This is a genomic window from Providencia sp. PROV061, from assembly GCF_011045655.1.
In the GTDB taxonomy this organism is placed as follows: domain Bacteria; phylum Pseudomonadota; class Gammaproteobacteria; order Enterobacterales; family Enterobacteriaceae; genus Providencia; species Providencia hangzhouensis.
Genome location: NZ_CP042861.1, coordinates 2,718,630 through 2,742,124 on the forward strand (window position 1 = coordinate 2,718,630; position 23,495 = coordinate 2,742,124).

Here is a 23,495-nt window from a genome sequence, read left to right on the forward strand (position 1 = left end):
CCAGTAAGTTTGAGAGGCTTATCAAAAACTCACCAGTGTAATTTGTCAATTTACTTAAATGAGGCTATAGCATAAAGCGCATATCAATTAAGTGCCAGCTAAAAAACATGATCCTAAGGGGCTAATCTATCAATTTTCCAGCCATCACCTTCTCGCTGGTATAAAAAACGGTCGTGCAAACGGTGTGCACCGCCTTGCCAAAATTCAACACTATTAAATACCACTCGATATCCCCCCCAAAAACTAGGCAATGGGACGTCACCGTTCTTAAATTTTTGTTTTAGTTCTAAAAATTTCCCTTCTAAAATACCACGCGCTGAAATTTTAGAAGACTGTGCTGATGCCCATGCTGCAATTTGGCTATCTTTCGGCCTACTATGAAAATATTTTACAACTTCAATAGGGTTCAAACGCTCAGCAACCCCAGTGAAATTGACTTGGCGCTCTAATGGGTACCATGGGAAATGTAGACTAATTTTATTATTTTTTTCTAAATGCTGTGCTTTTCGGCTACCTAAATTGGTATAAAATACAAGGCCTTTATCATCAAAATGTTTTAAAAGTACAATACGCTGGTAGGGTTGCCCGGTTTCATCCACAGTAGCAACACACATTGCTGTTGGGTCACTCAAGCGAGCTTCACACGCCTGCTTCATCCAGAGTTCGAAAAGCGTCAGTGGGTTTGGCGTTAAGTCATTACGTCTTAACCCACCTTTTGTATATTCACGACGTACCGATGCAAGATCTATTTCACCTAGCTCGTTCATTTTTATGTCCTTTACCACAGTTATTTTTTATCGGTATTTTTAGGGTATATTGCCCCAAGCACAGTCTCTTTACTTGCCCCAGTAACAGAGGCTAAATTTCCAGGAAGACCAGATACCGTTCTAGCAGCTAGCCATGCAAAAGCCAAGGCTTCCATGTCATCACCACTTAAACCAAATTTATCACTTGGTGCCACTTCAATTCCCGGAAGCAAGGCTGCCATCCGTTGCATTAGAAAAGTATTCTTTGCCCCTCCACCACATACTATTAAGCGCTCACAACCGCCACACAGTAATACTTGTTCTGCGATAGAAGCTGCGGTTAATTCGCACAGAGTGGCTTGAACATCGTCAGCTGAAATTGATGGAAAATGAACTAAATGCTGCTCTAACCATTGTGTGTTGAAATACTCACGCCCCGTACTTTTCGGTGATGAACGTCTAAAGTATGGGTCACTTAGCATCGCTTTTAGTAATGCATGATCAACTTGACCTCGACTTGCCCATTCACCATCTTTATCATATGCCTGTTGCTTTATACGCCAGCTCCACGTATCCATTAACATATTTCCCGGCCCTGTGTCATAACCCTTAACATAGGCACCAGGTAATAAAGCTGTGACATTAGCTATTCCACCAATATTTAGTACAATTCGTTTTTCTGTAGGGTGCCCTAAAACAGCTAAGTGAAATGCAGGAACTAAAGGTGCTCCCTGTCCCCCATAAGCCATATCTCTTCGGCGAAAATCACCTACCGTCGTGATCCCTGTTAAAGCGGCAATACGGTTGTTGTCGCCTAACTGCATAGTAAAAGGCTGTTCGCCATCGGGCTCATGCCAAACAGTTTGCCCATGGCAACCGATAGCAATGATATCTTCAGATGTTAAACCAGTTTGAATAAGAAGTTGGTTTACCGCATCTGCATATAAAGAGCCTAACTCTCGATCAATTTTACCAACCTCTGATAGCGTTGTTGTTTGCCCTTGGCATATATCTAAAATTCTTTTTTTTAATCCAATGGGAAATGCAACACTCAAACTGGATTGCTCTGCGACAAATTTGTCACTAATTGCGGCAAGAACGACATCAACACCATCTAGGCTAGTTCCTGACATAACCCCTATGTAACGACCTGATTTCATCATTATTCTTGTTCCTTTAGAGTGCACATTAACTTTACAACGCTCAGCTACAAAAGATTGTGCTTTGATGATAAATTTTGTCAACAATTCGATGCAATTTCTCGGAGCGCTTCGCAGGAATAATAAATAAATGCACTAAAACTAAAAATTGCTAGACAACCTAACTAAAAAAGACGTTTTGTAATATCTGAAACTTTCATTTTCAATATAATGATACATAATACATTTATCAGCTCAGCATTACTGTTTAGTATTTCAGCTAAAGTTTTAACGACTATTCTTTTAGCAACTGGTGCGAAATGATGCTCATAAGCTGACTACCCTATATGAATATTTAACAAAGAGTGCCTTATTGAATGAAATCATCTCGAATTTGAGATATTTTACCTAGTGTTTACACTCTATTTAAATCAAAATCGGTAATCTAACCATCGCTTTTTAATATCATTATTTTGATACTTGTTGTGTTTATGGTGAAAACAAATATACGATGCTATGTTAGTGCCACAGACAGCAAATCTCATAGGAGTTCTTATGCTTAAGAAAGTTTTTGTAGGTGTTGTAGCAGTTGCAGCTTTATCAGGCTGTGTCAATACCAGTACGCTTTCTGGTGATACTATTTCAGCCAAGGATGCGAAACAGGTACAGACTGTGACTTATGGTACTGTTCTGAATGCTCGCCCTGTGACTATTCAAGCTGGTGAAGACGGTAACGTGATTGGTGCAATTGGTGGTGCTGTTCTTGGTGGGTTATTAGGTAACACCATCGGTGGTGGTACAGGTAACACATTAGCAACTGCCGCAGGTGCTATTGCAGGTGGTTTAGCTGGTCAGGAAGCTCAAGGCGCATTAAATAGAAGCCAAGGTGTTCAATTAGAAATCCGCCTCGATAGCGGTAAAAACATTGTTGTTGTTCAAAAACAAGACCCAAGCACCTTCCGTAATGGCCAACGTGTTATGATTGCGAATAGCGGAAATACTGTTACTGTGTCTCCTCGGTAATCATACAGTACTAAATTAGGCATGCTCACCGGCCATGGCCGGTGAGCATTACTTACAAATAGTATTGCTGAATGATATCGTTGCTTTATGGTAGATAATCGTATTTTTTATTTATTGTGCATGGCTTTTGAATGACACAATTTCTTGTTTACATATAAATGCCTTGCATTCAAATCAATAAATTTATTTTAGCCTATCTCCTTTAATAAAGTATTTATTAGTATCTACCGATAAATTAGCTAGCTAACAATTAAAAATGAAGGTATCACAGCGAAAAAATAATTAATAGCCTTAACTATATTTCATAATAATAATGATTTAATGAAAATTATAACCAAGTGTAATTACTATTTCATTAAAAAATCATATACTAAATTATTTTAAACACAAATTTAATAATTAATATGTCATTCATTAGCTAGGCATATTTTTTACATCAAGAGTCATTTTGTAGCCTCAAGATATTTTTTTCAAGTTTCATAAGTAACTGTGATAGTTGGTAAAGCTCATCTTTACTAATGTTGTTCAGTATTTCTATACGCGTATTATTTATGACTTGGTCTACCGTTTTAATAAAGGGTTCAGACTCTTCCGTTAATTTTATTCTTTTAGCTCTCCTATCATTTGTACAAGTATGTCTAGAAATCAATTTTTTTTCCTCTAATTGATCTAGAGTCCTTACTAATGAAGGCTGTTCAATACCAATCGCTTTCGCTAACTGTATTTGAGATTGCTCAGGTGGTAGTTGACTTATATTATGCAATGTAACCCAATGTGTCTGTGTAAGCTTAAGAGGCTTCAAACGATAGTCGATTAATGCTCTCCACATGCGAACAACACGTGATAACTCTGTCCCAATTTGTGATTCCAATTTACCCTCCTTTATATAATTATAATGTCTAAAAAATATACCGTCCTCATATTATTTTTTGAATTATATATTAATTTCCTTTTATATTTACAGCTTTTTATTTATACATTAGCTATTAAATACCTATTCCTAGTTATAGTAGCTGTTTTATTATGCGATATATCTCTAATTAATACATCACTGATTCATCCATTATCTCAATCTAGGATTAATCAGATAACCTATCAATTATCTTATTAATAAGAATAGCCGCACTCTCCTTTTTGATCTATCTATTTTAGCTCTTATAGTAGCCATGAATAACAATAAAAAAAGTAACGTCAAATAACTCTTTAAAAAACAAATAAATATAGTTAATCTTAAAATCATGTTAATTACAGTCATTTTGATTCAACCTATACCTATTTTGAATAAATAAAATTTTATTGAAATATAAACCAAGAAATAAATATTTTGCTAATAATTCAACCTGAATTAGTTTACATTAGAAATAAAACATTTGATTTATTTTTATGATTATATTTAAAACTGTGAACTAAAATAGTTGTTGTTGTGTATCTATGATTTTTTCTTGTTCTGTTTTTTTATTTAATATTCTTAAATAACGTTGACGACATAAACGAAGTACATTTCGTTTTTCAGTATCAGAGAATTTTAGCCAATTAAAACGCTCATCACGAGTGCGATAGCAACCTCGACAATAGCCTTGTTCATTACTTTGGCAAATACCACGGCAAGGGCTGGGGATCTCAAAAAATTCAAGTTGTTCCGCCATAAGTTTCCCCTTCAAAAGAAAAAATCACTGATAAATGTATGATATACTCCTGAAAATGAGTATTACCATTATTTGTTCAAAAAACAAACTGTAATCATTGTATTTATTAATTTAAGCACGTTATATTAATAAGTAAATCGATTCAGGCTGATTCTAAGAGGTTTAAAAATGCGCTTACTCCATACTATGTTACGTGTTACTGATATGCAGCGTTCTATTGATTTTTACACGAAAGTGTTAGGCATGCGTTTATTAAGAACTAGTGAAAATACAGAGTATAAATATTCTCTCGCATTTGTTGGCTACAGCGATGAAAGTGAAGGCGCTGTAATCGAGTTGACCTATAACTGGGGGGTTGACCAATACGATATGGGTAACGCATATGGTCATATCGCCTTGGGCGTCGATGATGTTGCAAAAACATGCGATGATATACGTAGTGCAGGAGGTAACGTAACACGTGAAGCCGGCCCTGTTAAAGGTGGAACAACAGTGATTGCTTTTGTTGAAGACCCTGATGGCTATAAGATTGAGTTGATCGAAAACAAAAGCGCAAGTAAAGGGTTAGGCCATTAATTAACTATATAATTTAAAAGTACTATATAGTTTAAAGTTTAGGTGCCAAATCTAGCGCCTAAACTTTTATCACTGTTTACCTGCAAATTTTTACTGGTTTTGGCATAATGTTACCTAACCAGAAAACTAAAATTGAAAGTCCTAATGTCTGAAAAAAACAATCCAAATACCCTAGTGAACCGTTTCAGGGGATACTATCCTGTCGTTATTGATGTTGAAACAGGCGGGTTCAATGCTAAAACTGACGGCCTGTTAGAGATTGCTGCCATCACCTTAAAAATGGATAAAGACGGCTGGCTCTCCATGGATGAAACATTACATTTTCATGTAGAACCTTTTGAAGGTGCTAATCTTGAGCCATCTGCTCTTGCCTTCACAGGGATTGATCCAACAAACCCTCTACGCGGTGCTGTTAGTGAATATGAGGCTCTTCATGCGATATTCAAAGTCATTCGCAAAGGAATGAAAAATACAGATTGCAATCGTGCAATTATTGTCGCTCATAATGCAAATTTTGATCACAGTTTTGTGATGAATGCAGCCGAACGAGCAGGTTTAAAACGTAATCCTTTCCATCCATTTGCAACCTTCGATACTGCGGCACTGAGCGGCTTAGTATTCGGTCAAACAATTCTAGCAAAAGCTTGTGTTTCCGCAGGTATTCCATTTGATGGTAAACAAGCTCATGGCGCACTGTATGACACCAATCGAACGGCTCTGCTATTTTGTGAGATCGTTAATAAATGGAAAAAGCTGGGTGGTTGGCCAATTATTGAAGAACCCCAATAATTTTTTAATTAATCGCTATTACATAAAAAAACCGTGTTTGATAAAAAGTAATAAGTGCTTTCATCAAATACGGTTTTTACGTTTTTATTTATTTATGGCTTAATTTAGTCTGTGCTAGCTTCATCTGCTGGACGATACTTATCAGCAGTTTCTTTAATTAGAGATTGGAGCTCACCACGCTGGAACATTTCCATGATGATATCACAGCCACCGACCAGCTCACCGTCAACCCATAGTTGAGGAAACGTTGGCCAATTTGCGTATTTTGGCAATTCAGCACGGATATCTGGGTTTTGTAAGATATCGACATATGCAAAACGCTCACCACAAGAAGACAGAGCTTGTACTGCTTGAGCAGAAAAACCACAGCTCGGAAGTTTAGGAGAGCCTTTCATATATAATAAAATTGGGTTTTCTTTAATTTGGCGCTCAATTCTTTCAATAGTTGTCATTTTTAACTTCCTTAAAACAAAGATGCAGGTTTTGCAGTCAGCCGGTAACTGAGAGTCTACCGCAACTTAACAGAATACATTGACTGATATAATAGGAAACTGAATTGTTTCATACAATATGCCAGTTTTATAGGGGCATTACTATAGCATTCCAAAAAACAAAAAGGCACCTTTTCTATCTTCTCTCTACTTAAGTCAAACAAGTAGCTATTTCTAGATAAAAACCGAAACTTAATATCTTAGATTTTTCGATTACAATATCTATATGATTTTTATGTGTAATATCTCTATTTATTTGTTAACATCTTAGTAACGCCATTACCTTTATCTTTGTATGGTTTATCGTGTTATCATTAATGTATTAAGTATCATATCGCCAATAGGCGAAACTGTAATGATAAGCTGTCACATATTATTTCGCTCATTTTAAGAGCAAACACCCTAAGTATATTGATATAAAAGCAATCAAGGAGTACGCAATGTCATTTGAACTACCCGCTTTACCGTATGCAAAAGATGCTTTAGAACCTTATATCTCTGCTGAAACCTTAGAATATCACTATGGTAAGCACCACAACACTTACGTTGTTAACTTGAACAACCTCATCAAAGGCACTAACTTTGAAGGAAAATCTTTAGAAGAAATCATTAAAACTTCTGAAGCAGGCGTTTTTAACAACGCGGCACAAGTTTGGAATCACACTTTCTATTGGAATTGCTTAGCACCAAACGCTGGTGGCGAGCCAACAGGTAAAGTCGCTGAAGCTATCAATAAGGCATTCGGTTCTTTTGCTGAATTTAAAGCTCAATTTACTGATGCAGCAACCAAAAACTTCGGTGCGGGCTGGACTTGGTTAGTGAAAAAAGCAGATGGTAACCTTGCTATTGTAAATACATCCAATGCTGCAACACCTATTTCTGGTGATGATAAGCCTGTGTTAACTGTCGATATTTGGGAACATGCTTATTATATCGATTACCGTAACGCTCGCCCTAAATATTTAGAAAATTTCTGGGCGCTAGTTAACTGGAAATTTGTGGAAGAAAATTTAGCATAACAATTTCTGCTTATTGCTAGGTATAGATACAATAAGGGCGAGATATTCTCGCCCTTATTAAATTCACCCTATTCGAGGCTGAAATAAAATCAGAAAATATGTGCAGCAAGAAATATAATCAATGCTAATGAGCCCAACGCAGCAAGCAAACCATATTTAACATCTGTATCCATGAGTTCCTCTCATCCAAACGTAGTTAAACAACCAAATAACCGTACAAAAATCAATGTTATTCAGTATACATATCTAAAAAAGTAAAACTAGTGTCTATATCACATGTTATAACATCAATTATTTCTTTCGTTTTTGCGCTAGATCAGACAAAATCGACAACAAATCGCTAAATTATTGCCAGCAAAGGATCAATGCATCAATATGCAGGTAATTTTTTAACAAGAATTCTTATAGAGACCGGTTATTGGTCAGGAGTTTTTTTCCCCCATGGCAACGATTAAAGATGTGGCGAAACGCGCTGGCGTATCTACCACAACCGTATCCCATGTTATTAATAAAACGCGCTTTGTAGCTGATGACACTAAAGCTGCGGTTTGGGCTGCAATTAAAGAGCTCAATTATTCGCCAAGTGCGGTTGCCCGTAGTCTAAAAGTTAACAACACAAAGTCGATTGGGTTGTTGGCAACCTCATGTGAAGCTCCTTACTTCGCAGAGGTAATTGAATCAGTTGAAAATAGCTGTTATGAAAAAGGTTATACGCTAATCCTTTGTAATTCTCATAATAATTTGGGAAAACAAAAAGCGTATTTGCAGATGCTGGCACAAAAGCGTGTTGATGGTTTACTTGTAATGTGCTCCGAATATCCTGCCCCCTTAATCAGTATGCTGGAAGATTACCGCAATATCCCAATGGTAGTGATGGACTGGGGAACTTCCCGTGGCGATTTTACCGATAGTATTATTGATAACTCATTCCACGGTGGCTATCTTGCAGGACGTTATTTGATTGATAGAGGGCATCGTGACATCGGAGCCATCCCTGGCTCTCTTGAAAGAAATACGGGTATTGGTCGATTAACTGGCTTTAAAAAGGCGATGGAAGAGGCCAAAATCACCATAAAAGATGAATGGATTGTTCAAGGGGACTTCGAGCCAGAATCTGGCTATAAGGCAATGATGCAAATTTTAAGCCATAAGCAACGCCCTACTGCCGTTTTCTGTGGCGGTGATATTATGGCAATGGGGGCAATTTGCGCCGCTGATGAGATGGGATTGCGTGTCCCACAAGACATTTCAATCATTGGCTATGATAACGTGCGAAATGCGCGCTATTTTACCCCGGCATTGACCACAATTCACCAACCAAAAGAGCGTTTAGGCCAAATGGCTTTCACAATGCTGCTCGATCGTATTGTAAATAAGCGCGAAGATGCTCAAACAATTGAAGTCCACCCTCGCCTTGTAGAACGCCGTTCCGTTGCTGACGGCCCATTTATCGATTATCGTCGATAATACGCATAATTAGTTTGAAAGCCACTCGGCATTGAGCGTTTCGTTATCGCCAAGGTAATCCAATAACCAATTCAACGCTGGTGATGTATTATTTTCCACCCAAGTTAGACAACAAGGACTGGGTGGAAATGGCTGAGCTAATGCTAGTTCAACTAATAAGCCTTTTTCGCAAAACGAAGCCGCACGATGCTCTGGCACCATTCCGACACACAACCCGTTAACCAAACAAGCTAGACCATTTTCCCAAGAAGGTACGACAAGACGACGTTGATTATCAAGAGCCCATGTATCACGTTTTGGTAGATTACGAGAAGTGTCTTCGAGACATAAACTTGGAAACTCGCGCATTTGGTCGTCTGTTAGCTTGCCGCTTATATTCGCTAATGGGTGTTTAGGGCTCGCCACACACATCCATGACATAAAACCCATATCACGGAAACTATATCTTTCACCAATCGGTGAGGCTCGAGTAGCTCCAATAGCAACATCTACACGCCCATCAGCAAGTGCATCCCAAACACCATTAAATACCTCAGGATGAATGAAAAGTTCAATATCTGGAAAGTGACGATAGAAATCCAGTATCAATTGCTCTGCTCTCTGTGGTTTTACAATGCAATCAACAGCAATACTAAATTGCCCCCGCCAACCATTAGCAACCTGCTGGCATTGATGCCTTGTATCTGTCATTTTTTTGATAACAGAACGACTTTCCTTAATAAATATCGTTCCAGCTTCTGTTAGAACAACATCGCGATGTCGACGCTCAAATAGCGGAACCGCAAGCCATTCTTCAACTTGCTTGACGGTATAACTGATTGCAGAAGGTACACGGTGTAACTCTTCAGCAGCACCACTAAAGCTCCCAGTTCGGGCAACAGCATCAATCACTTCGAGTGCATGCGCAGACCACATAACCTCTCCTTTCAAAAATTTTGATAGCAAGATCCAAATATTACCGTTTCACAACCTAAAAAAATAGCCTATACAATGGCATCATCATTAACATTTTTTTAAATATCAGATAAGTAATAATTATGTCGAATACTGTGAAAAAAAATTCCCCTGGATTTATGGTTTACCTTGCAGGACTTAGCATGCTGGGGTTTTTAGCTATTGATATGTATTTACCTGCATTCGGTGCTATGCAAGACACCCTGCATACATCAGAAGGCGCTATCAGTGCTTCTCTCAGTATATTTTTAGCCGGTTTTGCCTTCGCTCAATTGTTATGGGGGCCATTGTCAGACAAACTTGGCCGTAAGCCTGTGCTCATTGTGGGCTTAACTATTTTCATTATCAGTAGCTTAGCTATTTATTGGGTGGAAACCGCAACACAGTTATTAACACTACGATTTTTACAGGCTGTTGGTGTCTGCTCCGCTGCAGTTTTATGGCAAGCTCTTGTTATCGACCGCTATGATGAAGCAAATACCCAAAAAGTTTTTGCTTCTATTATGCCGTTAGTTGCGCTATCCCCTGCTTTAGCACCATTATTAGGAGCATGGGTACTAGAACACCAAACATGGGAAGCAATTTTCCTGATCCTAATGGCTGTGGGTATATTACTTTTATTGCCAACACTCTTTTTGAAAAATGTTTCAGTTAAAACAATAATTGATGACAGCCAACCACAAGCTAAGATTTCTTTCTCAAACTTACTCAGTTCGCCAGTTTTCAGCGGTAATGTGCTCGTTTACGCTTCATGCAGTGCGGGTTTTTTCGCTTGGCTAACCGGCTCGCCTTTTATCTTACGTAATATGGGTTTCAACCCTGCGGATATCGGTTTGAGTTATATTCCACAAACTTTAGCCTTTATTATTGGTGGGTATGGCTGCCGTATTTTATTAGCAAAAGTCCGAGCAGAAACAATATTTCCATTGTTACTTGTTGGTTATGCGGTAAGCATGTCTATTTTATTCATCATGGCTATTTATACCACACCATCATTAACTATGATCTTGATCCCATTCTGCTTTATGGCAGCTATGAACGGAGCCTCTTACCCAATTGCAGTATCCAAAGCACTAAATGCATTTCCTAGCGCCAGTGGTAAAGCTGCCGCATTACAAAATGCCTTACAACTAGGTTTATGTTTTTTAGCCAGTCTACTTGTTTCTGCTCTTACTTTCGACCCATTGTTAGCAACAACTGGGGTGATGGCAGTAACGATCATTCCAATGGCCATTGGCTATTTTATGCAACGCTGTGCAAGCAAAAATAACCAAACTATTAAGCAGGTTGATTGCCAAACGAATTCATAAAGTATAGCTTACCGACTCAATCATGCCGAATCTTATCGGCATGATTTTTATTTTAGCAAATTCATAAAAATTTCCTTCAGTGTATAGCACTAGTGACCATACGGTAATATATGTTCAGTATTTTGCTATATAACCAATAGCCGATTATTCTTGGCTGGTAAAACCTTACCTTTCTCATCAATTTTCTTAATTCAAAGCGGATTTCACTAAAAATTAAAGTTTTAATTTTGTCATCTACTAAGATATAGATATTTCATGGTTAATTTTCTTGTTAAAAAACGTTATCATTGCGACATTAAATAATGAGTGCTCAAGAATGATGTTAAAACAGTACTATCCACCAGATGAATTAAAATCCTTTGTTAGTTCTATTTTGATAATCAAAGAGTTTACAGAAGCAATTAAAATTTTCCCTGGAACAGGTGCTGAAATCTGGGTTTCATCAGATGCATTTCGCATGACAACTGATAACGATTCAATAACAGACCCTTACCAGCTGATTATTCCTAGGGTTAATACATTTACTGCTAGCCCTAATCATTCAAAAGTAATGGTATTACGTATTCGTCATGATGCCTTACGTTTTCTACTGCCTCAAAAAACATTAAACTATACTGACACCCCAATCGCACTAAATGAGATATGGAAAGACCGCTGGTTTGAAGCTTTAGCTAATTCTTCATTTAAAGAGTTGTTAGATTGCTTTAATAGGACTAAAGCTAAGAAAAAGCCTCACTTCATTGATGAAGTTTTAGAATTACTGTATCGAAATCCAACAAAAAAAATCACAGAAATTGCTGAAGAGACAGGATTACACGTCCGAGTCATTCAAAAAGAGTTTTTGAAAGAATACGGCATTACACCAAAAAGGTACCAGATCAATTGCCGCTTAGAACATGTTTTAAAAAGTATGGTAGTAGAACAAGACACCTACCGTTGGTTTGAAACAGGGTATTATGATCAATCCCACTTTTACCGTGATTTTAAAAGATACTTTACTATGACGCCGTCGGCATTTTTAAAATCGAGTTATTCGCTTTTTTACAATACAAAAACTAAGTACCCATTAAGATAGTTCTTAATACATAAGGAGAACGGAATGAGTATTGTTGTGTATGCCCAAATTACAACAGAAAGGACAGATGGGTATTTAACGAAAGAAATCGTTCGCGACTTAGCAAAACTGAGCCGCCGAGAGAAAGGATGCATTCAATATGATCTTATGGCTAAAGAAAATGGTTATATTGTTTTTGAGGAATGGGAAGACACTCAAGCATTAGAGATGCATAAAAATAGTCCGCATTTCAGGCGATTAGTTGAAGCAATTGAACGTGATAACGCCAGCTTCTCTGTCAACTTCAGTGAAAAATGATCTATTAATATTGAAAACCGGAACTAGTCATATTTTTTGATAATGTTAATTTTCATTATTTAATAGAACTTCATGACAGACATTCAATAAACAAAGACTAACCATATTTTATTTAGGCTATAGCATAAATCATTATAGCTATAGCCTACTTGGCTGTTTCTTCTGCTATTTTTCTTTAAAGTAAATAACGCGGTTATCACCTTTTACGTCTGTTTACTCTGTTTTCGCTATGTCCGCCATCTCTTCTGCTTGCTGTAGTAATTTTTCTTGTTCTTTTTGATTTAAAACACGCTCAACGGTATCAACAATAGCCTGAGTTTGAGGGTCTATCTCAATATTTATTTTATCACCCAACCGTTTTTTACCTAATGTTGTTCTCTCTAATGTTTCAGGGATGAGATGTACGCAGAACCGATTGTTGATTACATCTCCGACCGTTAAACTGATACCGTCAATCGCGACAAAGCCTTTATGCAAAATATATTTCATCAAAGATTTATCACGAATTGATAACCAAATCTGGTGGTTATCTTCAGATGTGAAGATCTTACTAATTTCAGCTGTTGTCATAATATGACCTGAAACAACATGGCCACCGATTTCGTCACCATATTTTGCAGCCCGTTCGATATTAACAACATCACCTTCTTGTAATTCCCCCAAGTTAGTTAATCTCAGGGTTTCTTTAATTAGATCAAAACTAACTCTTTCACCATCAATCTTTGTTACCGTCAAACAACAACCATTATGTGCAACGGAAGCCCCTGTTTCTAAACCTATAAGTAATTCTGGGGTAAATTTCATTACATGAGTTCGAAAGTTGGCCCTTTCTGTAATTTCAACAATAGGAGCAGTCGCTTGAACAATGCCTGTAAACATAATGATTCTCAGTGTAGTGGATTAATAGGCTCAGTTTACATCAGAATTGTTAGAGATCTATCCTATTTGAGTGATAAACAAAACGATAATAAACCTAGTATGTAACAATATATTAGGTTCTAAAATGCTCTTTCATAGTTTGTTACCATATCATTATTGGAATCCATTTAGAAACGGGATAGAATAAGCGGTTTTTAGCAATCGATGTGTTTTTAGTAACTCATTTATTTTTCTAGTTTTTTTCTCTTACTTGCTTTTATTACAAAGGTGTATGCGTGCAGAAATATTTTACAGAAGCGCGTAGCTTGTTGGCACTTGGTATTCCTATCGTTTTAGCTCAATTTTCACAAACTGCAATGGGGTTTGTGGATACGGTTATGGCTGGAAGTGTTAGTGAAATTGAGATGTCCGCAGTTGCAGTTGGGTTTTCCATCTGGCTGCCAGCTATTCTTTTTGGCCAAGGAATTTTGATGGCATTAACCCCAATCGTTGCACAAATGAATGGGTCAGGCCGTCGCAACCTAATAGGCGACCAAATTCAACAAGGTCTATGGTTAGCGCTACTTTTAGCCTTAGGCATTATGTGCCTTCTTTATAACAGTCAGCTTATTATTAGCAATATGCCCCATATTGATAAAGAATTGGCAGATAAATCTGTCCGTTTTTTACATGCCATTATGTGGGGAGCTCCAGGCTACTTATTTTACCAAGTATATCGTAGCCAATGTGAAGGGCTTTCAAAAACCAAGCCGGGGATGGTGATTGGTTTTCTTGGCCTAATGATTAATATTCCTATTAACTATATCTTTATTTATGGTCACTTTGGTGCACCTGCTTTAGGTGGTGTGGGTTGTGGTGTCGCCACTGCATCAGTGTATTGGGCTATGTGTCTGATGATGAGATGGTATGTGAAACGTGCTACTGCGCAGCGTGATATTCGCCCTACACTCTCTTTCACATCGCCAAATCCATTAATCTTAAAGCGAATTATCGTGTTAGGTACGCCTATTGGTCTGGCACTTTTCTTTGAAGTCACTTTATTTGCTGTCGTTGCACTGCTAGTCGCCCCATTAGGGGTTGTTGCAGTAGCTGGTCACCAAGTTGCGTTGAATTTCAGTTCTGTGATGTTTATGTTCCCATTATCATTAGGAATAGCAGCAACCATTCGCGTAGGTTATAACTTAGGGCAGAAATCGACTGAAGCTGCTAAAGTTTCATCTTATACTGGTATTACTGTTGGCTTAATGGTCGCTTGTTTTACTGCAGTTCTCACCGCCGTTTTCCGTGAGCCGATTGCAATGATGTATAACAAAAACCCAGAGGTCGTTGTTTTAGCAAGCAGCTTAATGTTATACGCCGCTATTTATCAGCTGTCAGATTCTGTGCAAGTTATTGGTGCCGGAATTTTACGTGGTTATAAAGATACGCGTTCCATTTTCTTTATTACCTTCACTGCATATTGGTTACTTGGCTTGCCTTCTGGTTATATTTTAGCGTTAACTGATTTTATCGTACCAGCTATGGGGCCTAAAGGCTTCTGGATTGGCTTTATTATTGGTTTAAGTGCCGCTGCAATAGGAATGGCAACACGAATTATATGGATCCATAAGCAAACAGAGGATGTTGTCTTACTTCGCTCAGCTCGCTAATTGACGGTTTTTTAAGCTTTTTATTATGGGAGAAGATGTATTTCGCACCAGATAGTTTTAAATACGAACAAACTATCGCGAAAATACATTTTCCCCTTGCCAGATGAACTTCATAACGTTAATATTCATCCCCGTTGTCACCTAGATATCTTTTAGATGCGTCCGTAGCTCAGTTGGTTAGAGCACCACCTTGACATGGTGGGGGTCGGTAGTTCGAGTCTACTCGGACGCACCATTTCTAGTGAACACAATGTTAATTTTCAGCGCGTCCGTAGCTCAGTTGGTTAGAGCACCACCTTGACATGGTGGGGGTCGGTAGTTCGAGTCTACTCGGACGCACCATTTCAAATTAACACAATCAAATTTTCCAGTGCGTCCGTAGCTCAGTTGGTTAGAGCACCACCTTGACATGGTGGGGGTCGGTAGTTCGAGTCTACTCGGACGCACCATTTTATTTATCTCCCTGCTACCTAAAATTTCTCTTGATTGTCTATTATTATTCCCTTAATTTGTTGCGCAACAAATTAACTTCCTTAATTTTAAATGAATTTTTGATCTGAATGGTCTCTTCTCTCAATTTAGTAAAATTTGATTTGTCTCACAGTTTTTTGTTGTCTATAATACTCACGCTGGCTGAAAGGTTTCACCAGTAGTAAATCAATACGTTAGCTTTAATTGAATTTGTCATCTACACTATAATAAGAAACAAAATGTGACAAATTTAAGTGTAATAATGCATTAAACACCAGACTGTCGCCTATTCTTATAAATGAGTTGCGCAACAAAATTTATCATGCGTACGATTTATAAAATGTACTAAGCATCGGCGACAATACCGATTTCCTTTATAACATTAGATAGACTGCCATGAAAAAAACCAAAATTGTTTGTACTATCGGTCCAAAAACCGAATCAGAAGAAAAACTGACTCAACTTCTTGATGCTGGCATGAATGTCATGCGCCTCAACTTTTCTCACGGTGACTATGAAGAACATGGTCAACGAATCAAAAACCTTCGTTCTGTTTGTGCCAAAACCGGCAAACAAGCAGCTATTCTGTTAGATACCAAAGGCCCTGAAATTCGCACCATGAAATTGGAAGGTGGTAACGATGTTTCACTCGTTGCGGGTCAAACTTTTACATTTACTACCGATACCTCTGTTGTAGGCAATAAAGATAAAGTTGCCGTGACCTACGCAGGCTTAACTTCAGATTTAAAAGTTGGCAATACCGTATTAGTTGATGATGGCTTAATTGGCATGAAAGTGACTAATGTCACTGCAACTGAAGTCGTTTGTGAAGTTTTAAATAACGGTGACCTCGGAGAGAAAAAAGGGGTTAACCTGCCAGGCGTTTCTATTGGCTTACCGGCATTAGCAGAGAAAGATAAAGAAGATTTAGTTTTTGGTTGCCAACAAGGTGTTGATTTTGTTGCTGCTTCATTTATTCGTAAACGCTCAGATGTCGAAGAAATTCGAGCTCACCTGAAAAAACATGGTGGTGAGAACATCCAAATCATTTCTAAAATTGAAAACCAAGAAGGTTTGAATAATTTTGATGAGATTTTAGAAGCCTCTGACGGCATCATGGTTGCTCGCGGTGACTTAGGGGTCGAAATCCCGGTTGAAGAAGTTATTTTCGCCCAAAAAATGATGATTGAAAAGTTTGATTGGCATTGTTTGTGGGTCATCATTATTTGTCCGAGATAATGGCTGATGCACCTCAATGTAATAACTGCCATCAGTTTCTTTGGAGTATTTTACAGGCTGATCAATAACTTGGACACGAGTTCCTTTTGGTACTGTCTTGAATAACGCTTCAATATCATCAGGACGTAAACGAATACAACCGGAGCTCACCCGCATACCAATACCAAAATCTGCATTAGTACCGTGGATCAGATATTCACCACGCCCATATGCTAGTCGTAATGCATACAAGCCCATTGGGTTTTCAGGACCTGCTGGAACAACAGCAGGAAGCGTTATACCTTCTTTAGCATAATTTTTACGGATGTTCGCCGTTGGCGTCCATGTTGGGTCTTTAATTGATTGGCTTACTGAAGTTACCATTTCAGGTGTATCACGACCTAATTGGCCAATACCTATAGGGTAAACAATCACTTCTTCGCTGTTCGCCGGATAATAATATAAACGCAGCTCTGCTAAGTTAATCACAATTCCGGTTCTTGGCGTTGACGGTAACAACATTTGTGCTGGAATGATAAGCTCTTTTCCAGCTTCAGGAAGATACGGGTCCGTTCCAGGGTTTGCTTCAAGCATGCCTAGTAGCCCAATTTGGTGCTCACTGGCAATGGCTTCCAGTGGACGCCCGTCATTGGGTACGATATACGTGTAATTTTCCCCGATAAGTCGAGTGTTACTGTCAGGTAATGGATATTCTTTTGCTTGAGCTGGAGCCAATAAGGCGCTCATGACAAACAAACTTGCCACCGTCAAAACTCTTTTCATACCTACTCCAAGGAAAATAATGTTCTTACAATAATTCAATGATTATTGTTCATAATAGCAACTATCTCTCATATCTTTAATACTAAATAAATATTTTTATTAAGTATTAATATGGAAGTAGTCTTTTTATGATAACTAAATACGATGACTTTAATGAATTGCTCGGATAAAGAATAATACCCAAGAAGTAAAATATAAGAGAGGGAGCATAACGCTCCCTCGGTAAGATTATACTAATTGTGCCGCTCGCGATAAAATTGTGCGGATCATCGCATTCAAACCTTGAGTACGTGAAGGTGTTAAATGCTGCTCTAATGCTAATTGTTCAAAAAATGACTTCACATCGAGTGCTAATATTTGTTGCGCTGTTTTACCTTGAAAAAGAATAATAACAATTGCAACTAGCCCTTTAACGATGGCTGCATCGCTATCACCTGCAAACGTAATTGTACCGTCCGCTTGTTTTTGCATATCAATCCACACTTGGCTTTGGCATCCAGCGATTAAATTATTATCGCTTCTTTGTACCTCAGAGAGTTCAGGTAAACGCCCCCCTAGCTCTATCATATAGAGGTAACGCTCCTCCCAGTCCTGACAGCGAGAGAAATTACGTAATAACTTACTTTCATCGGGTAATGCGGGCATGCTCAGTTCCTTTACCATCTGTTTCTTATGTGCTTAGCCTAACAATTTTTTGATGCGCTGTAACGCATTGCATAAAGAATCGATTTCTTCTTTAGTGGTGTATATCCCTACAGAAGCGCGGCACATAGCGGGAACTTGGTAATGTTCCATTAATGGTAAAGCACAATGATGCCCAGTACGGATTGCAATGCCATACCTGTCAAGGAAAGACCCAACATCATAAGCATGGTGCTTGCCTAAATTGAAAGCCAGAACACCTTCCCGTTGGTCATTGCCATATAATATAACTGAAGGTATTTCTTGCAATTTCTTAGAAGCATAAGCCATCACTTCAGCTTCATGAGCAAATACATCAGATAAATTTAGTGCATTTAAATAATCAAATGCCGCCCCTAAACCAATAATTGCGCTTACATTCGGTGTTCCCGCTTCAAAGCGCCAAGGTGCGTCAGCAAAAGTGATCCCTTTGGTCAGGCTGACTTGGCGGATCATCGCCCCACCACCTTCCCATGGTGGCATCATATCCAAAATAGCTTTTTTACCATAAAGGATACCAATACCCGTCGGGCCATATAGCTTGTGACCTGAAAACACATAGAAATCACAGTCTAAGGCTTGTACATCAACCTGCTGATGCATTGCACCTTGCGCACCATCAACCAATACCGTGATTTCACCGCCTTTTGAGGCAGCAATTGCTCGTGCTTGCTTGATTATCTCCTGTACGGGATTAACTGTTCCCAATACATTAGAGATATGTGTAAAGCTCAATAATCGCGTACGTGAATCAATGACATCATTTAATACCTCTAACTGTAGCCTACCATCATCAGAAATTGGGATAACTCGGATTTCAAAACCAATTTCTTCAGCTAACATATACCAAGGTACAATATTCGCATGATGTTCCATTTCAGTGATGACAATATTGTCCCCTTCATGGAAATACTTTCGACCAAAACTATTTGCTACTAGGTTAATACCTTCCGTTGTGCCTTTAACAAACACAATTTCTTCATTTGAAGCTGCGTGAATGAAAGCGGCCGCTTTTTGACGAACCTCTTCCATCATTGTCGTAGCATTTGCACTGAGAGTATGTATACCGCGATGAACCGCGGCATATTGATTCAACGTAAATTCACTTTCTTTTTCAATGACTTGTAAAGGCTTTTGTGCACTTGCTGCACTATCCAAATAGACTAACGGATGATTATTGACAGACTGAGATAAGGCAGGGAAATCCTGCCTGACTGAAGCGACATTGAATAGCATGGGGATTAAACCTCCGCTAAGCGCTGGCGGATGTTTGCCATCACAGCGTGTTTTAACTCTTCCGATTCAATAGATTCTGTAAGTTCTGCAGCAAATGCGATGATAATCATATGTTTTGCTGCTTTACCCTCAATGCCTCTTGAACGCAGATAAAACAGTTGTTCGTCATCAATACGACCGACCGTTGCACCGTGACCACACTTTACGTCGTCCGCATAAATCTCAAGCTGAGGTTTAGTATCAATTTCAGCTTTTTCACCTAACAACAACGTATTGTTAGTCATCTGACCATCTGTTTTTAATGCATTCGGCGCTACTTTAATCATGCCATTAAAGACAGCTTTACTGCTATCCATCGCAATGACTTTATGTAGTTGGCGGCTATTACAGTAACCCTTATTGTGCTCCAAATACGTACGAGTATCTGCAATTTCATTGCCTTTAGGCAGCAATAAACTGTTAAGTTCAAATTCTGTATTTTCACCATCAAGGCGAGCACTGGTATGGTTTCGCGTTAATAATGCGCCAAGTAAAAAGCTCGTACTTTTCACCCGACTATCACGCCCAATAACAATATCATTGTGAGCAAAATGCTGAGCCTGACCATTTTCAATATTTAACTTAAAGTGACTAAAATCTGCATTATCACCGACTTCAACCGTTAAACGGCTGCCCGTCATGTGCATTTGGTCATTCAAACTGACATAATGCTCAATCACTTGAGCTTTGCTGTTCGCATCTAACGTTAAATGGTAGCGATACTGGCTAATATTCGTAGCCTGTTTATCGCTGCTACCCGTTGAAATATTCAGCAGATACAATGGTTTCTCTGCTATTTTATTTGCAGCAAGATGAACAACTAACGGTTGTACCGCCAAGCTTTCTGTTAAATGCAAGAAAATCTCGCTATTTACAGGCGAAGGAAGCAAGTCTTGGTTATCAAGCAAAGACACTTGGAATGGCCCCATATCAATGGAGCTTAGTGCTGAACTATAGCGCCCATCAATTAAAACAAGGCGATAGGCGTCAATCGGCAGAGCCAATGCTTCACAGTCTTTTGCTTCAACATCGCTATCACTAAAACGATACTGAGCCTCAAGTACCGTATTTAGTGGTGTATAGTGCCAATCTTCATGGCGAAACGCAGGTAAGCCAACTTGTTTTGCCATTTCCCAATGCGTTTTAGCATGTTGAGAATTCACACCGTGTCGTTGCTCAAACAATTCAGAAAAACGTGACATTGCTTGCTCATTGAGCTTTGCAACTTCAGCACGTTTTTGTGCTCTTTCACTGTTGGTCAATAAGCCAGCCATAACCCTGCTCCTCCAGTTTTTTCGCTAAACTGAAATCACCTGATTTGATGATTTTCCCTTGATATAACACGTGGACAAAGTCAGGCTTTACATAATCCAAAATACGTTGATAGTGGGTTACGATAATAAATGAACGTTCAGGCGAACGTAATGAATTCACACCGTTAGCCACAATTTTCAGCGCATCAATATCTAAACCGGAGTCAGTTTCATCAAGAATACACAATTGAGGCTCTAGAGCTGCCATCTGCAGGATATCGTTACGTTTTTTCTCACCGCCGGAAAAACCCACATTAACAGAACGAGCAAGTAAATCTTCTGGCATTTCTAATAATTTGATTTTATCTTCAATAAAATCTTGGAAATCAAAACGATCTAATGCTTCTTGCTGGCGATATTCTCTGACCGCATTAACGGCGGTTTGTAAGAAAAATTGGTTACTGACCCCTGGAATTTCAACAGGGTATTGGAATGCGAGGAAAACGCCTTCCCCTGCACGCTCTTCTGGATCTAACTCAAACAGGTCTTTACCTTTAAACGTCACTTCACCGCTATCAATTTCATACTCTTCGCGGCCAGCAAGTGTGGCTGATAATGTACTTTTACCAGAGCCATTTGGGCCCATGATGGCGTGAACTTCCCCTGGTTTTACTTCCAGAGATAACCCTTTTAAAATCTCATTACCTTCTACACTCACGTGTAAATCTTTAACACTTAACATATTTACATGCCTTTAGCGCCTTAGCGCAAATAAACTCGATTAGGATCAACCAACACTGTGCTCTAAGCTGATTGCCAGTAATTTTTGTGCTTCTACGGCAAATTCTAATGGAAGCTCCGAGAACACATCTTTACAGAAACCATTTACAATCATTGATATCGCATCGTCTTCGCTGATACCACGTTGTAAACAGTAAAATAACTGGTCTTCTCCAATACGTGAGGTTGTCGCTTCATGTTCGAGCTGTGCCGTATTATTTTTAACTTCCACATACGGGAAAGTATGTGCACCGCACTGTGTACCAATTAACATAGAGTCACATTGGGTAAAGTTACGAGCATTATGTGCACTTGGTAAAATTTTCACTAAACCGCGATAACTGTTTTGGCTCTTACCTGCTGAAATACCCTTAGAAATAATCGTTGAACGGGTGTTTTTCCCGATATGGATCATTTTCGTTCCGGTATCTGCTTGCTGATTACCATTTGTTAATGCAACAGAGAAAAACTCACCGACAGAGTTATCCCCCTTAAGGATAACGCTTGGGTATTTCCATGTGATGGCAGAGCCAGTTTCTGACTGCGTCCATGACATTTTTGAATTTTCACCTTCACACAATGCACGCTTAGTCACAAAGTTCAGGATCCCACCGGCTTCGCTATCTCCACCGGAGAACCAGTTTTGGACAGTCGAATATTTAACTTCGGCATCTTTATGAATAATCACTTCAACAACCGCCGCATGGAGCTGATAGCTATCACGAACAGGCGCAGAACACCCTTCGATATAACTGACATAGCTACCTTCATCGGCAATTAAAATCGTACGCTCAAACTGGCCTGTTTTGGCTGCGTTGATCCTAAAATAAGTTGATAGCTCCATTGGGCAATGTACGCCTTTTGGTACATACACAAACGTACCATCTGAAGCTACCGCCGCATTTAATGCCGCAAAAAAGTTATCATGGCTCGAAACGACTGACCCGAGATATTTCTGCACCAGTTCAGGGTACTCTTGAATAGCCTCACTGAACGAACAAAAAATAACCCCATGTTTGGCTAAGTCATCACGGTAAGTTGTAGATACCGAGACCGAGTCAAAAATGGCGTCAACCGCAACAGCCTTCCCTTCACGTACAGGAACACCCAATTGGTTAAAAGCTTCTTCAACTTCAGCCGTTAAATAATTATTGGCTTCCGCTACACCTGTGCCTTGGGTTGCACCAGATTGCGAACCACAGGTATCATCACATGAGCCACAAGATGGCGCAGAATAATAGCTATAGTCTTGATAATCGAGATTTGGGTAATTCGCTTTAAGCCAATGAGGCTCTTTCATGCCTTTCCAGTGATTAAAGGCATCAAGACGGAATTGGAGCATCCACTCAGGCTCATTACGTTTTGCTGAAATTGCGCGGATCACATCTTCGTTGATGCCTTTCGCCATTTCATCAGTCGCGACTTCGGTAAAGAAGCCTTCTTTATAACGCTGGTCATCAAGCCAGCTTTGAACATCATCGCCAACTTCTACATTGCTCTGTGACATAATCTGACTTCACATGTTAAACGCCGAAGCTTTCACCACACCCACAGGCATGTTGGGCTTTCGGGTTATTGAATTTGAAAATTTGATTCAGCCCTTCTTGGACAAAATCAACGACTGTGCCATCAATAAATGGCATTGCTTCTTTTGGCACATAAAGATGTGCGCCATCGAGTTCAAATAACAGGTGTTGCTCTGTTGGGTTTTCGATCATTTCAAATACATAACCAAAACCCGCGCAGCCGGACTGTTTTACGCCAAGTGAAAGCCCTTTAGTGTTTGGGTTTTGCACCATCAATTTTTTGATTTGTTTTGCAGCGCTTTGTGTCAGGCTAACTCCCTGCCAATTGTTTTCATCAAATGAAAATGTCTCTACACCGTCAGTCATATTGACCCCACATTTCTTATGGCTTTTCAGCCTGTTATCAGGAGATTAACTCTGCCTACCCTATGGTAATGATTAGCTAATT

The 23,495-nt window shown here is 39.0% G+C and carries 22 protein-coding genes, 3 tRNA genes and 2 pseudogenes; 13 read left to right on the top strand and 14 right to left on the bottom strand.

Translation table 11 applies throughout. From position 1 onward, the window contains the following. Positions 1-113: 113 nt before the first annotated feature. Positions 114-767 (bottom strand): pyridoxamine 5'-phosphate oxidase, encoded by a 654-nt coding sequence (gene pdxH / locus FVA72_RS12325; protein ID WP_036958675.1) that lies wholly within the window; start codon positions 765-767, stop codon positions 114-116. A gap of 20 nt (positions 768-787) precedes the next feature. Beyond that, positions 788-1,909: an anhydro-N-acetylmuramic acid kinase gene (gene anmK / locus FVA72_RS12330; RefSeq protein ID WP_175427122.1), complete on the bottom strand. Its 1,122-nt coding sequence runs from the start codon at positions 1,907-1,909 to the stop codon at positions 788-790. A gap of 531 nt (positions 1,910-2,440) precedes the next feature. On the opposite strand from anmK, the gene FVA72_RS12335 reads away from it, so the two are divergent. Further along, positions 2,441-2,908: a glycine zipper 2TM domain-containing protein gene (locus FVA72_RS12335; RefSeq protein WP_036958672.1), complete on the top strand. Its 468-nt coding sequence runs from the start codon at positions 2,441-2,443 to the stop codon at positions 2,906-2,908. Between the two features lie 436 nt (positions 2,909-3,344). Here FVA72_RS12335 and slyA read toward each other — a convergent pair whose 3' ends face one another. Continuing rightward, entirely contained in the window at positions 3,345-3,779 is a 435-nt protein-coding gene (gene slyA, locus FVA72_RS12340) for a transcriptional regulator SlyA (RefSeq protein WP_094961765.1), read from the bottom strand. A 535-nt stretch (positions 3,780-4,314) separates the two neighbouring features. Then, positions 4,315-4,554, bottom strand: a complete 240-nt coding sequence (locus tag FVA72_RS12345) for a DUF1289 domain-containing protein (protein ID WP_004263835.1) — start codon at positions 4,552-4,554, stop codon at positions 4,315-4,317. Positions 4,555-4,722: 168 nt separating this feature from the next. Between FVA72_RS12345 and gloA the strand changes: the two genes are divergently transcribed. Both gloA and rnt read left to right on the top strand, forming a co-directional pair. Next, entirely contained in the window at positions 4,723-5,130 is a 408-nt protein-coding gene (gene gloA / locus FVA72_RS12350; protein WP_036958666.1) for a lactoylglutathione lyase, read from the top strand. A gap of 144 nt (positions 5,131-5,274) precedes the next feature. After that, positions 5,275-5,919 (top strand): ribonuclease T, encoded by a 645-nt coding sequence (gene rnt / locus FVA72_RS12355; protein ID WP_110591621.1) that lies wholly within the window; start codon positions 5,275-5,277, stop codon positions 5,917-5,919. Positions 5,920-6,023: 104 nt separating this feature from the next. Here the strand turns inward: rnt and FVA72_RS12360 are convergent, their stop codons facing one another. Continuing rightward, positions 6,024-6,371 (bottom strand): Grx4 family monothiol glutaredoxin, encoded by a 348-nt coding sequence (locus FVA72_RS12360; protein WP_004263827.1) that lies wholly within the window; start codon positions 6,369-6,371, stop codon positions 6,024-6,026. 479 nt (positions 6,372-6,850) lie between these two features. On the opposite strand from FVA72_RS12360, the gene sodB reads away from it, so the two are divergent. Continuing rightward, positions 6,851-7,429: a superoxide dismutase [Fe] gene (gene sodB, locus FVA72_RS12365; RefSeq protein ID WP_004263823.1), complete on the top strand. Its 579-nt coding sequence runs from the start codon at positions 6,851-6,853 to the stop codon at positions 7,427-7,429. Between the two features lie 441 nt (positions 7,430-7,870). Then, positions 7,871-8,896 (top strand): HTH-type transcriptional repressor PurR, encoded by a 1,026-nt coding sequence (purR, locus tag FVA72_RS12370; protein ID WP_110591620.1) that lies wholly within the window; start codon positions 7,871-7,873, stop codon positions 8,894-8,896. A 9-nt stretch (positions 8,897-8,905) separates the two neighbouring features. On the opposite strand, the gene punR is transcribed toward purR, so the two are convergent. Continuing rightward, the gene (punR, locus tag FVA72_RS12375; RefSeq protein WP_004263815.1) at positions 8,906-9,811 is read right to left on the bottom strand and encodes a DNA-binding transcriptional activator PunR; all 906 of its coding nucleotides are present in this window, start codon (positions 9,809-9,811) and stop codon (positions 8,906-8,908) included. A 122-nt stretch (positions 9,812-9,933) separates the two neighbouring features. On the opposite strand from punR, the gene punC reads away from it, so the two are divergent. The 3 genes from punC (at position 9,934) to FVA72_RS12390 (ending at position 12,532) form a co-directional block, all read left to right on the top strand. Further along, positions 9,934-11,160, top strand: a complete 1,227-nt coding sequence (gene punC, locus FVA72_RS12380) for a purine nucleoside transporter PunC (protein ID WP_004263814.1) — start codon at positions 9,934-9,936, stop codon at positions 11,158-11,160. Positions 11,161-11,476: 316 nt separating this feature from the next. Further along, a complete protein-coding gene (locus FVA72_RS12385) occupies positions 11,477-12,235 on the top strand; it encodes a helix-turn-helix transcriptional regulator (protein WP_232062735.1) in 759 nt (252 codons plus the stop codon). Positions 12,236-12,259: 24 nt separating this feature from the next. Continuing rightward, positions 12,260-12,532, top strand: a complete 273-nt coding sequence (locus tag FVA72_RS12390) for a putative quinol monooxygenase (protein ID WP_004263806.1) — start codon at positions 12,260-12,262, stop codon at positions 12,530-12,532. Between the two features lie 213 nt (positions 12,533-12,745). Here FVA72_RS12390 and FVA72_RS12395 read toward each other — a convergent pair whose 3' ends face one another. Then, positions 12,746-13,411, bottom strand: a complete 666-nt coding sequence (locus FVA72_RS12395) for a riboflavin synthase (RefSeq protein ID WP_004263802.1) — start codon at positions 13,409-13,411, stop codon at positions 12,746-12,748. A 275-nt stretch (positions 13,412-13,686) separates the two neighbouring features. On the opposite strand from FVA72_RS12395, the gene FVA72_RS12400 reads away from it, so the two are divergent. From FVA72_RS12400 to pyk, 5 genes and pseudogenes are all read left to right on the top strand, one after another. Next, positions 13,687-15,060, top strand: coding sequence for an MATE family efflux transporter (locus FVA72_RS12400; protein ID WP_110591619.1), 1,374 nt, complete (start codon positions 13,687-13,689; stop codon positions 15,058-15,060). 158 nt (positions 15,061-15,218) lie between these two features. Next, positions 15,219-15,295, top strand: a tRNA-Val gene (locus FVA72_RS12405). A gap of 30 nt (positions 15,296-15,325) precedes the next feature. Further along, positions 15,326-15,402: transfer RNA gene (locus FVA72_RS12410), tRNA-Val, on the top strand. 30 nt (positions 15,403-15,432) lie between these two features. Further along, positions 15,433-15,509: transfer RNA gene (locus FVA72_RS12415), tRNA-Val, on the top strand. Positions 15,510-15,927: 418 nt separating this feature from the next. Further along, positions 15,928-16,725: pseudogene (gene pyk, locus FVA72_RS12420) on the top strand (pyruvate kinase); the annotation flags it as partial. Here the strand turns inward: pyk and FVA72_RS12425 are convergent. The 7 genes and pseudogenes from FVA72_RS12425 to sufA all read right to left on the bottom strand — a co-directional run. Beyond that, positions 16,723-17,532: pseudogene (locus FVA72_RS12425) on the bottom strand (L,D-transpeptidase family protein); the annotation flags it as partial. The pseudogenes pyk and FVA72_RS12425 overlap by 3 nt on opposite strands. A 228-nt stretch (positions 17,533-17,760) precedes the next feature. Next, positions 17,761-18,177 (bottom strand): cysteine desulfuration protein SufE, encoded by a 417-nt coding sequence (gene sufE / locus FVA72_RS12430; protein ID WP_096863970.1) that lies wholly within the window; start codon positions 18,175-18,177, stop codon positions 17,761-17,763. 33 nt (positions 18,178-18,210) lie between these two features. After that, positions 18,211-19,449 (bottom strand): cysteine desulfurase SufS, encoded by a 1,239-nt coding sequence (gene sufS, locus FVA72_RS12435; RefSeq protein ID WP_110591617.1) that lies wholly within the window; start codon positions 19,447-19,449, stop codon positions 18,211-18,213. A 5-nt stretch (positions 19,450-19,454) separates the two neighbouring features. Next, complete coding sequence (gene sufD / locus FVA72_RS12440; RefSeq protein ID WP_110591616.1) at positions 19,455-20,762, bottom strand: Fe-S cluster assembly protein SufD; 1,308 nt, start codon at positions 20,760-20,762, stop codon at positions 19,455-19,457. Further along, entirely contained in the window at positions 20,737-21,483 is a 747-nt protein-coding gene (gene sufC / locus FVA72_RS12445; RefSeq protein ID WP_004263776.1) for a Fe-S cluster assembly ATPase SufC, read from the bottom strand. Before sufC ends, sufD begins: the two co-directional genes overlap by 26 nt. 45 nt (positions 21,484-21,528) lie before the next feature. Beyond that, a complete protein-coding gene (gene sufB / locus FVA72_RS12450; protein WP_110591615.1) occupies positions 21,529-23,028 on the bottom strand; it encodes a Fe-S cluster assembly protein SufB in 1,500 nt (499 codons plus the stop codon). Between the two features lie 16 nt (positions 23,029-23,044). After that, positions 23,045-23,413 carry a Fe-S cluster assembly scaffold SufA gene (sufA, locus tag FVA72_RS12455; protein ID WP_004263773.1) on the bottom strand — a complete coding sequence of 123 codons (369 nt, stop codon included), beginning with the start codon at positions 23,411-23,413 and terminating at the stop codon, positions 23,045-23,047. Between the last annotated feature and the right edge of the window lie 82 nt (positions 23,414-23,495).

What these genes read in the sequence shown, in the direction of transcription:
- sufD (WP_110591616.1), bottom strand. Translation starts at nt 20,762, where the DNA reads ATGGCTGGCTTATTGACCAACAGTGAAAGAGCACAAAAACGTGCTGAA.
- sufC (WP_004263776.1), bottom strand. Translation starts at nt 21,483, where the DNA reads ATGTTAAGTGTTAAAGATTTACACGTGAGTGTAGAAGGTAATGAGATT.
- sufB (WP_110591615.1), bottom strand. Translation starts at nt 23,028, where the DNA reads ATGTCACAGAGCAATGTAGAAGTTGGCGATGATGTTCAAAGCTGGCTT.
- FVA72_RS12395 (WP_004263802.1), bottom strand. Translation starts at nt 13,411, where the DNA reads ATGTTTACAGGCATTGTTCAAGCGACTGCTCCTATTGTTGAAATTACA.
- rnt (WP_110591621.1), top strand. Translation starts at nt 5,275, where the DNA reads ATGTCTGAAAAAAACAATCCAAATACCCTAGTGAACCGTTTCAGGGGA.
- gloA (WP_036958666.1), top strand. Translation starts at nt 4,723, where the DNA reads ATGCGCTTACTCCATACTATGTTACGTGTTACTGATATGCAGCGTTCT.
- FVA72_RS12360 (WP_004263827.1), bottom strand. Translation starts at nt 6,371, where the DNA reads ATGACAACTATTGAAAGAATTGAGCGCCAAATTAAAGAAAACCCAATT.
- FVA72_RS12335 (WP_036958672.1), top strand. Translation starts at nt 2,441, where the DNA reads ATGCTTAAGAAAGTTTTTGTAGGTGTTGTAGCAGTTGCAGCTTTATCA.
- FVA72_RS12345 (WP_004263835.1), bottom strand. Translation starts at nt 4,554, where the DNA reads ATGGCGGAACAACTTGAATTTTTTGAGATCCCCAGCCCTTGCCGTGGT.
- sufE (WP_096863970.1), bottom strand. Translation starts at nt 18,177, where the DNA reads ATGCCCGCATTACCCGATGAAAGTAAGTTATTACGTAATTTCTCTCGC.
- FVA72_RS12390 (WP_004263806.1), top strand. Translation starts at nt 12,260, where the DNA reads ATGAGTATTGTTGTGTATGCCCAAATTACAACAGAAAGGACAGATGGG.
- FVA72_RS12385 (WP_232062735.1), top strand. Translation starts at nt 11,477, where the DNA reads ATGATGTTAAAACAGTACTATCCACCAGATGAATTAAAATCCTTTGTT.
- pdxH (WP_036958675.1), bottom strand. Translation starts at nt 767, where the DNA reads ATGAACGAGCTAGGTGAAATAGATCTTGCATCGGTACGTCGTGAATAT.
- anmK (WP_175427122.1), bottom strand. Translation starts at nt 1,909, where the DNA reads ATGATGAAATCAGGTCGTTACATAGGGGTTATGTCAGGAACTAGCCTA.
- sodB (WP_004263823.1), top strand. Translation starts at nt 6,851, where the DNA reads ATGTCATTTGAACTACCCGCTTTACCGTATGCAAAAGATGCTTTAGAA.
- sufA (WP_004263773.1), bottom strand. Translation starts at nt 23,413, where the DNA reads ATGACTGACGGTGTAGAGACATTTTCATTTGATGAAAACAATTGGCAG.
- punC (WP_004263814.1), top strand. Translation starts at nt 9,934, where the DNA reads ATGTCGAATACTGTGAAAAAAAATTCCCCTGGATTTATGGTTTACCTT.
- punR (WP_004263815.1), bottom strand. Translation starts at nt 9,811, where the DNA reads ATGTGGTCTGCGCATGCACTCGAAGTGATTGATGCTGTTGCCCGAACT.
- purR (WP_110591620.1), top strand. Translation starts at nt 7,871, where the DNA reads ATGGCAACGATTAAAGATGTGGCGAAACGCGCTGGCGTATCTACCACA.
- sufS (WP_110591617.1), bottom strand. Translation starts at nt 19,449, where the DNA reads ATGCTATTCAATGTCGCTTCAGTCAGGCAGGATTTCCCTGCCTTATCT.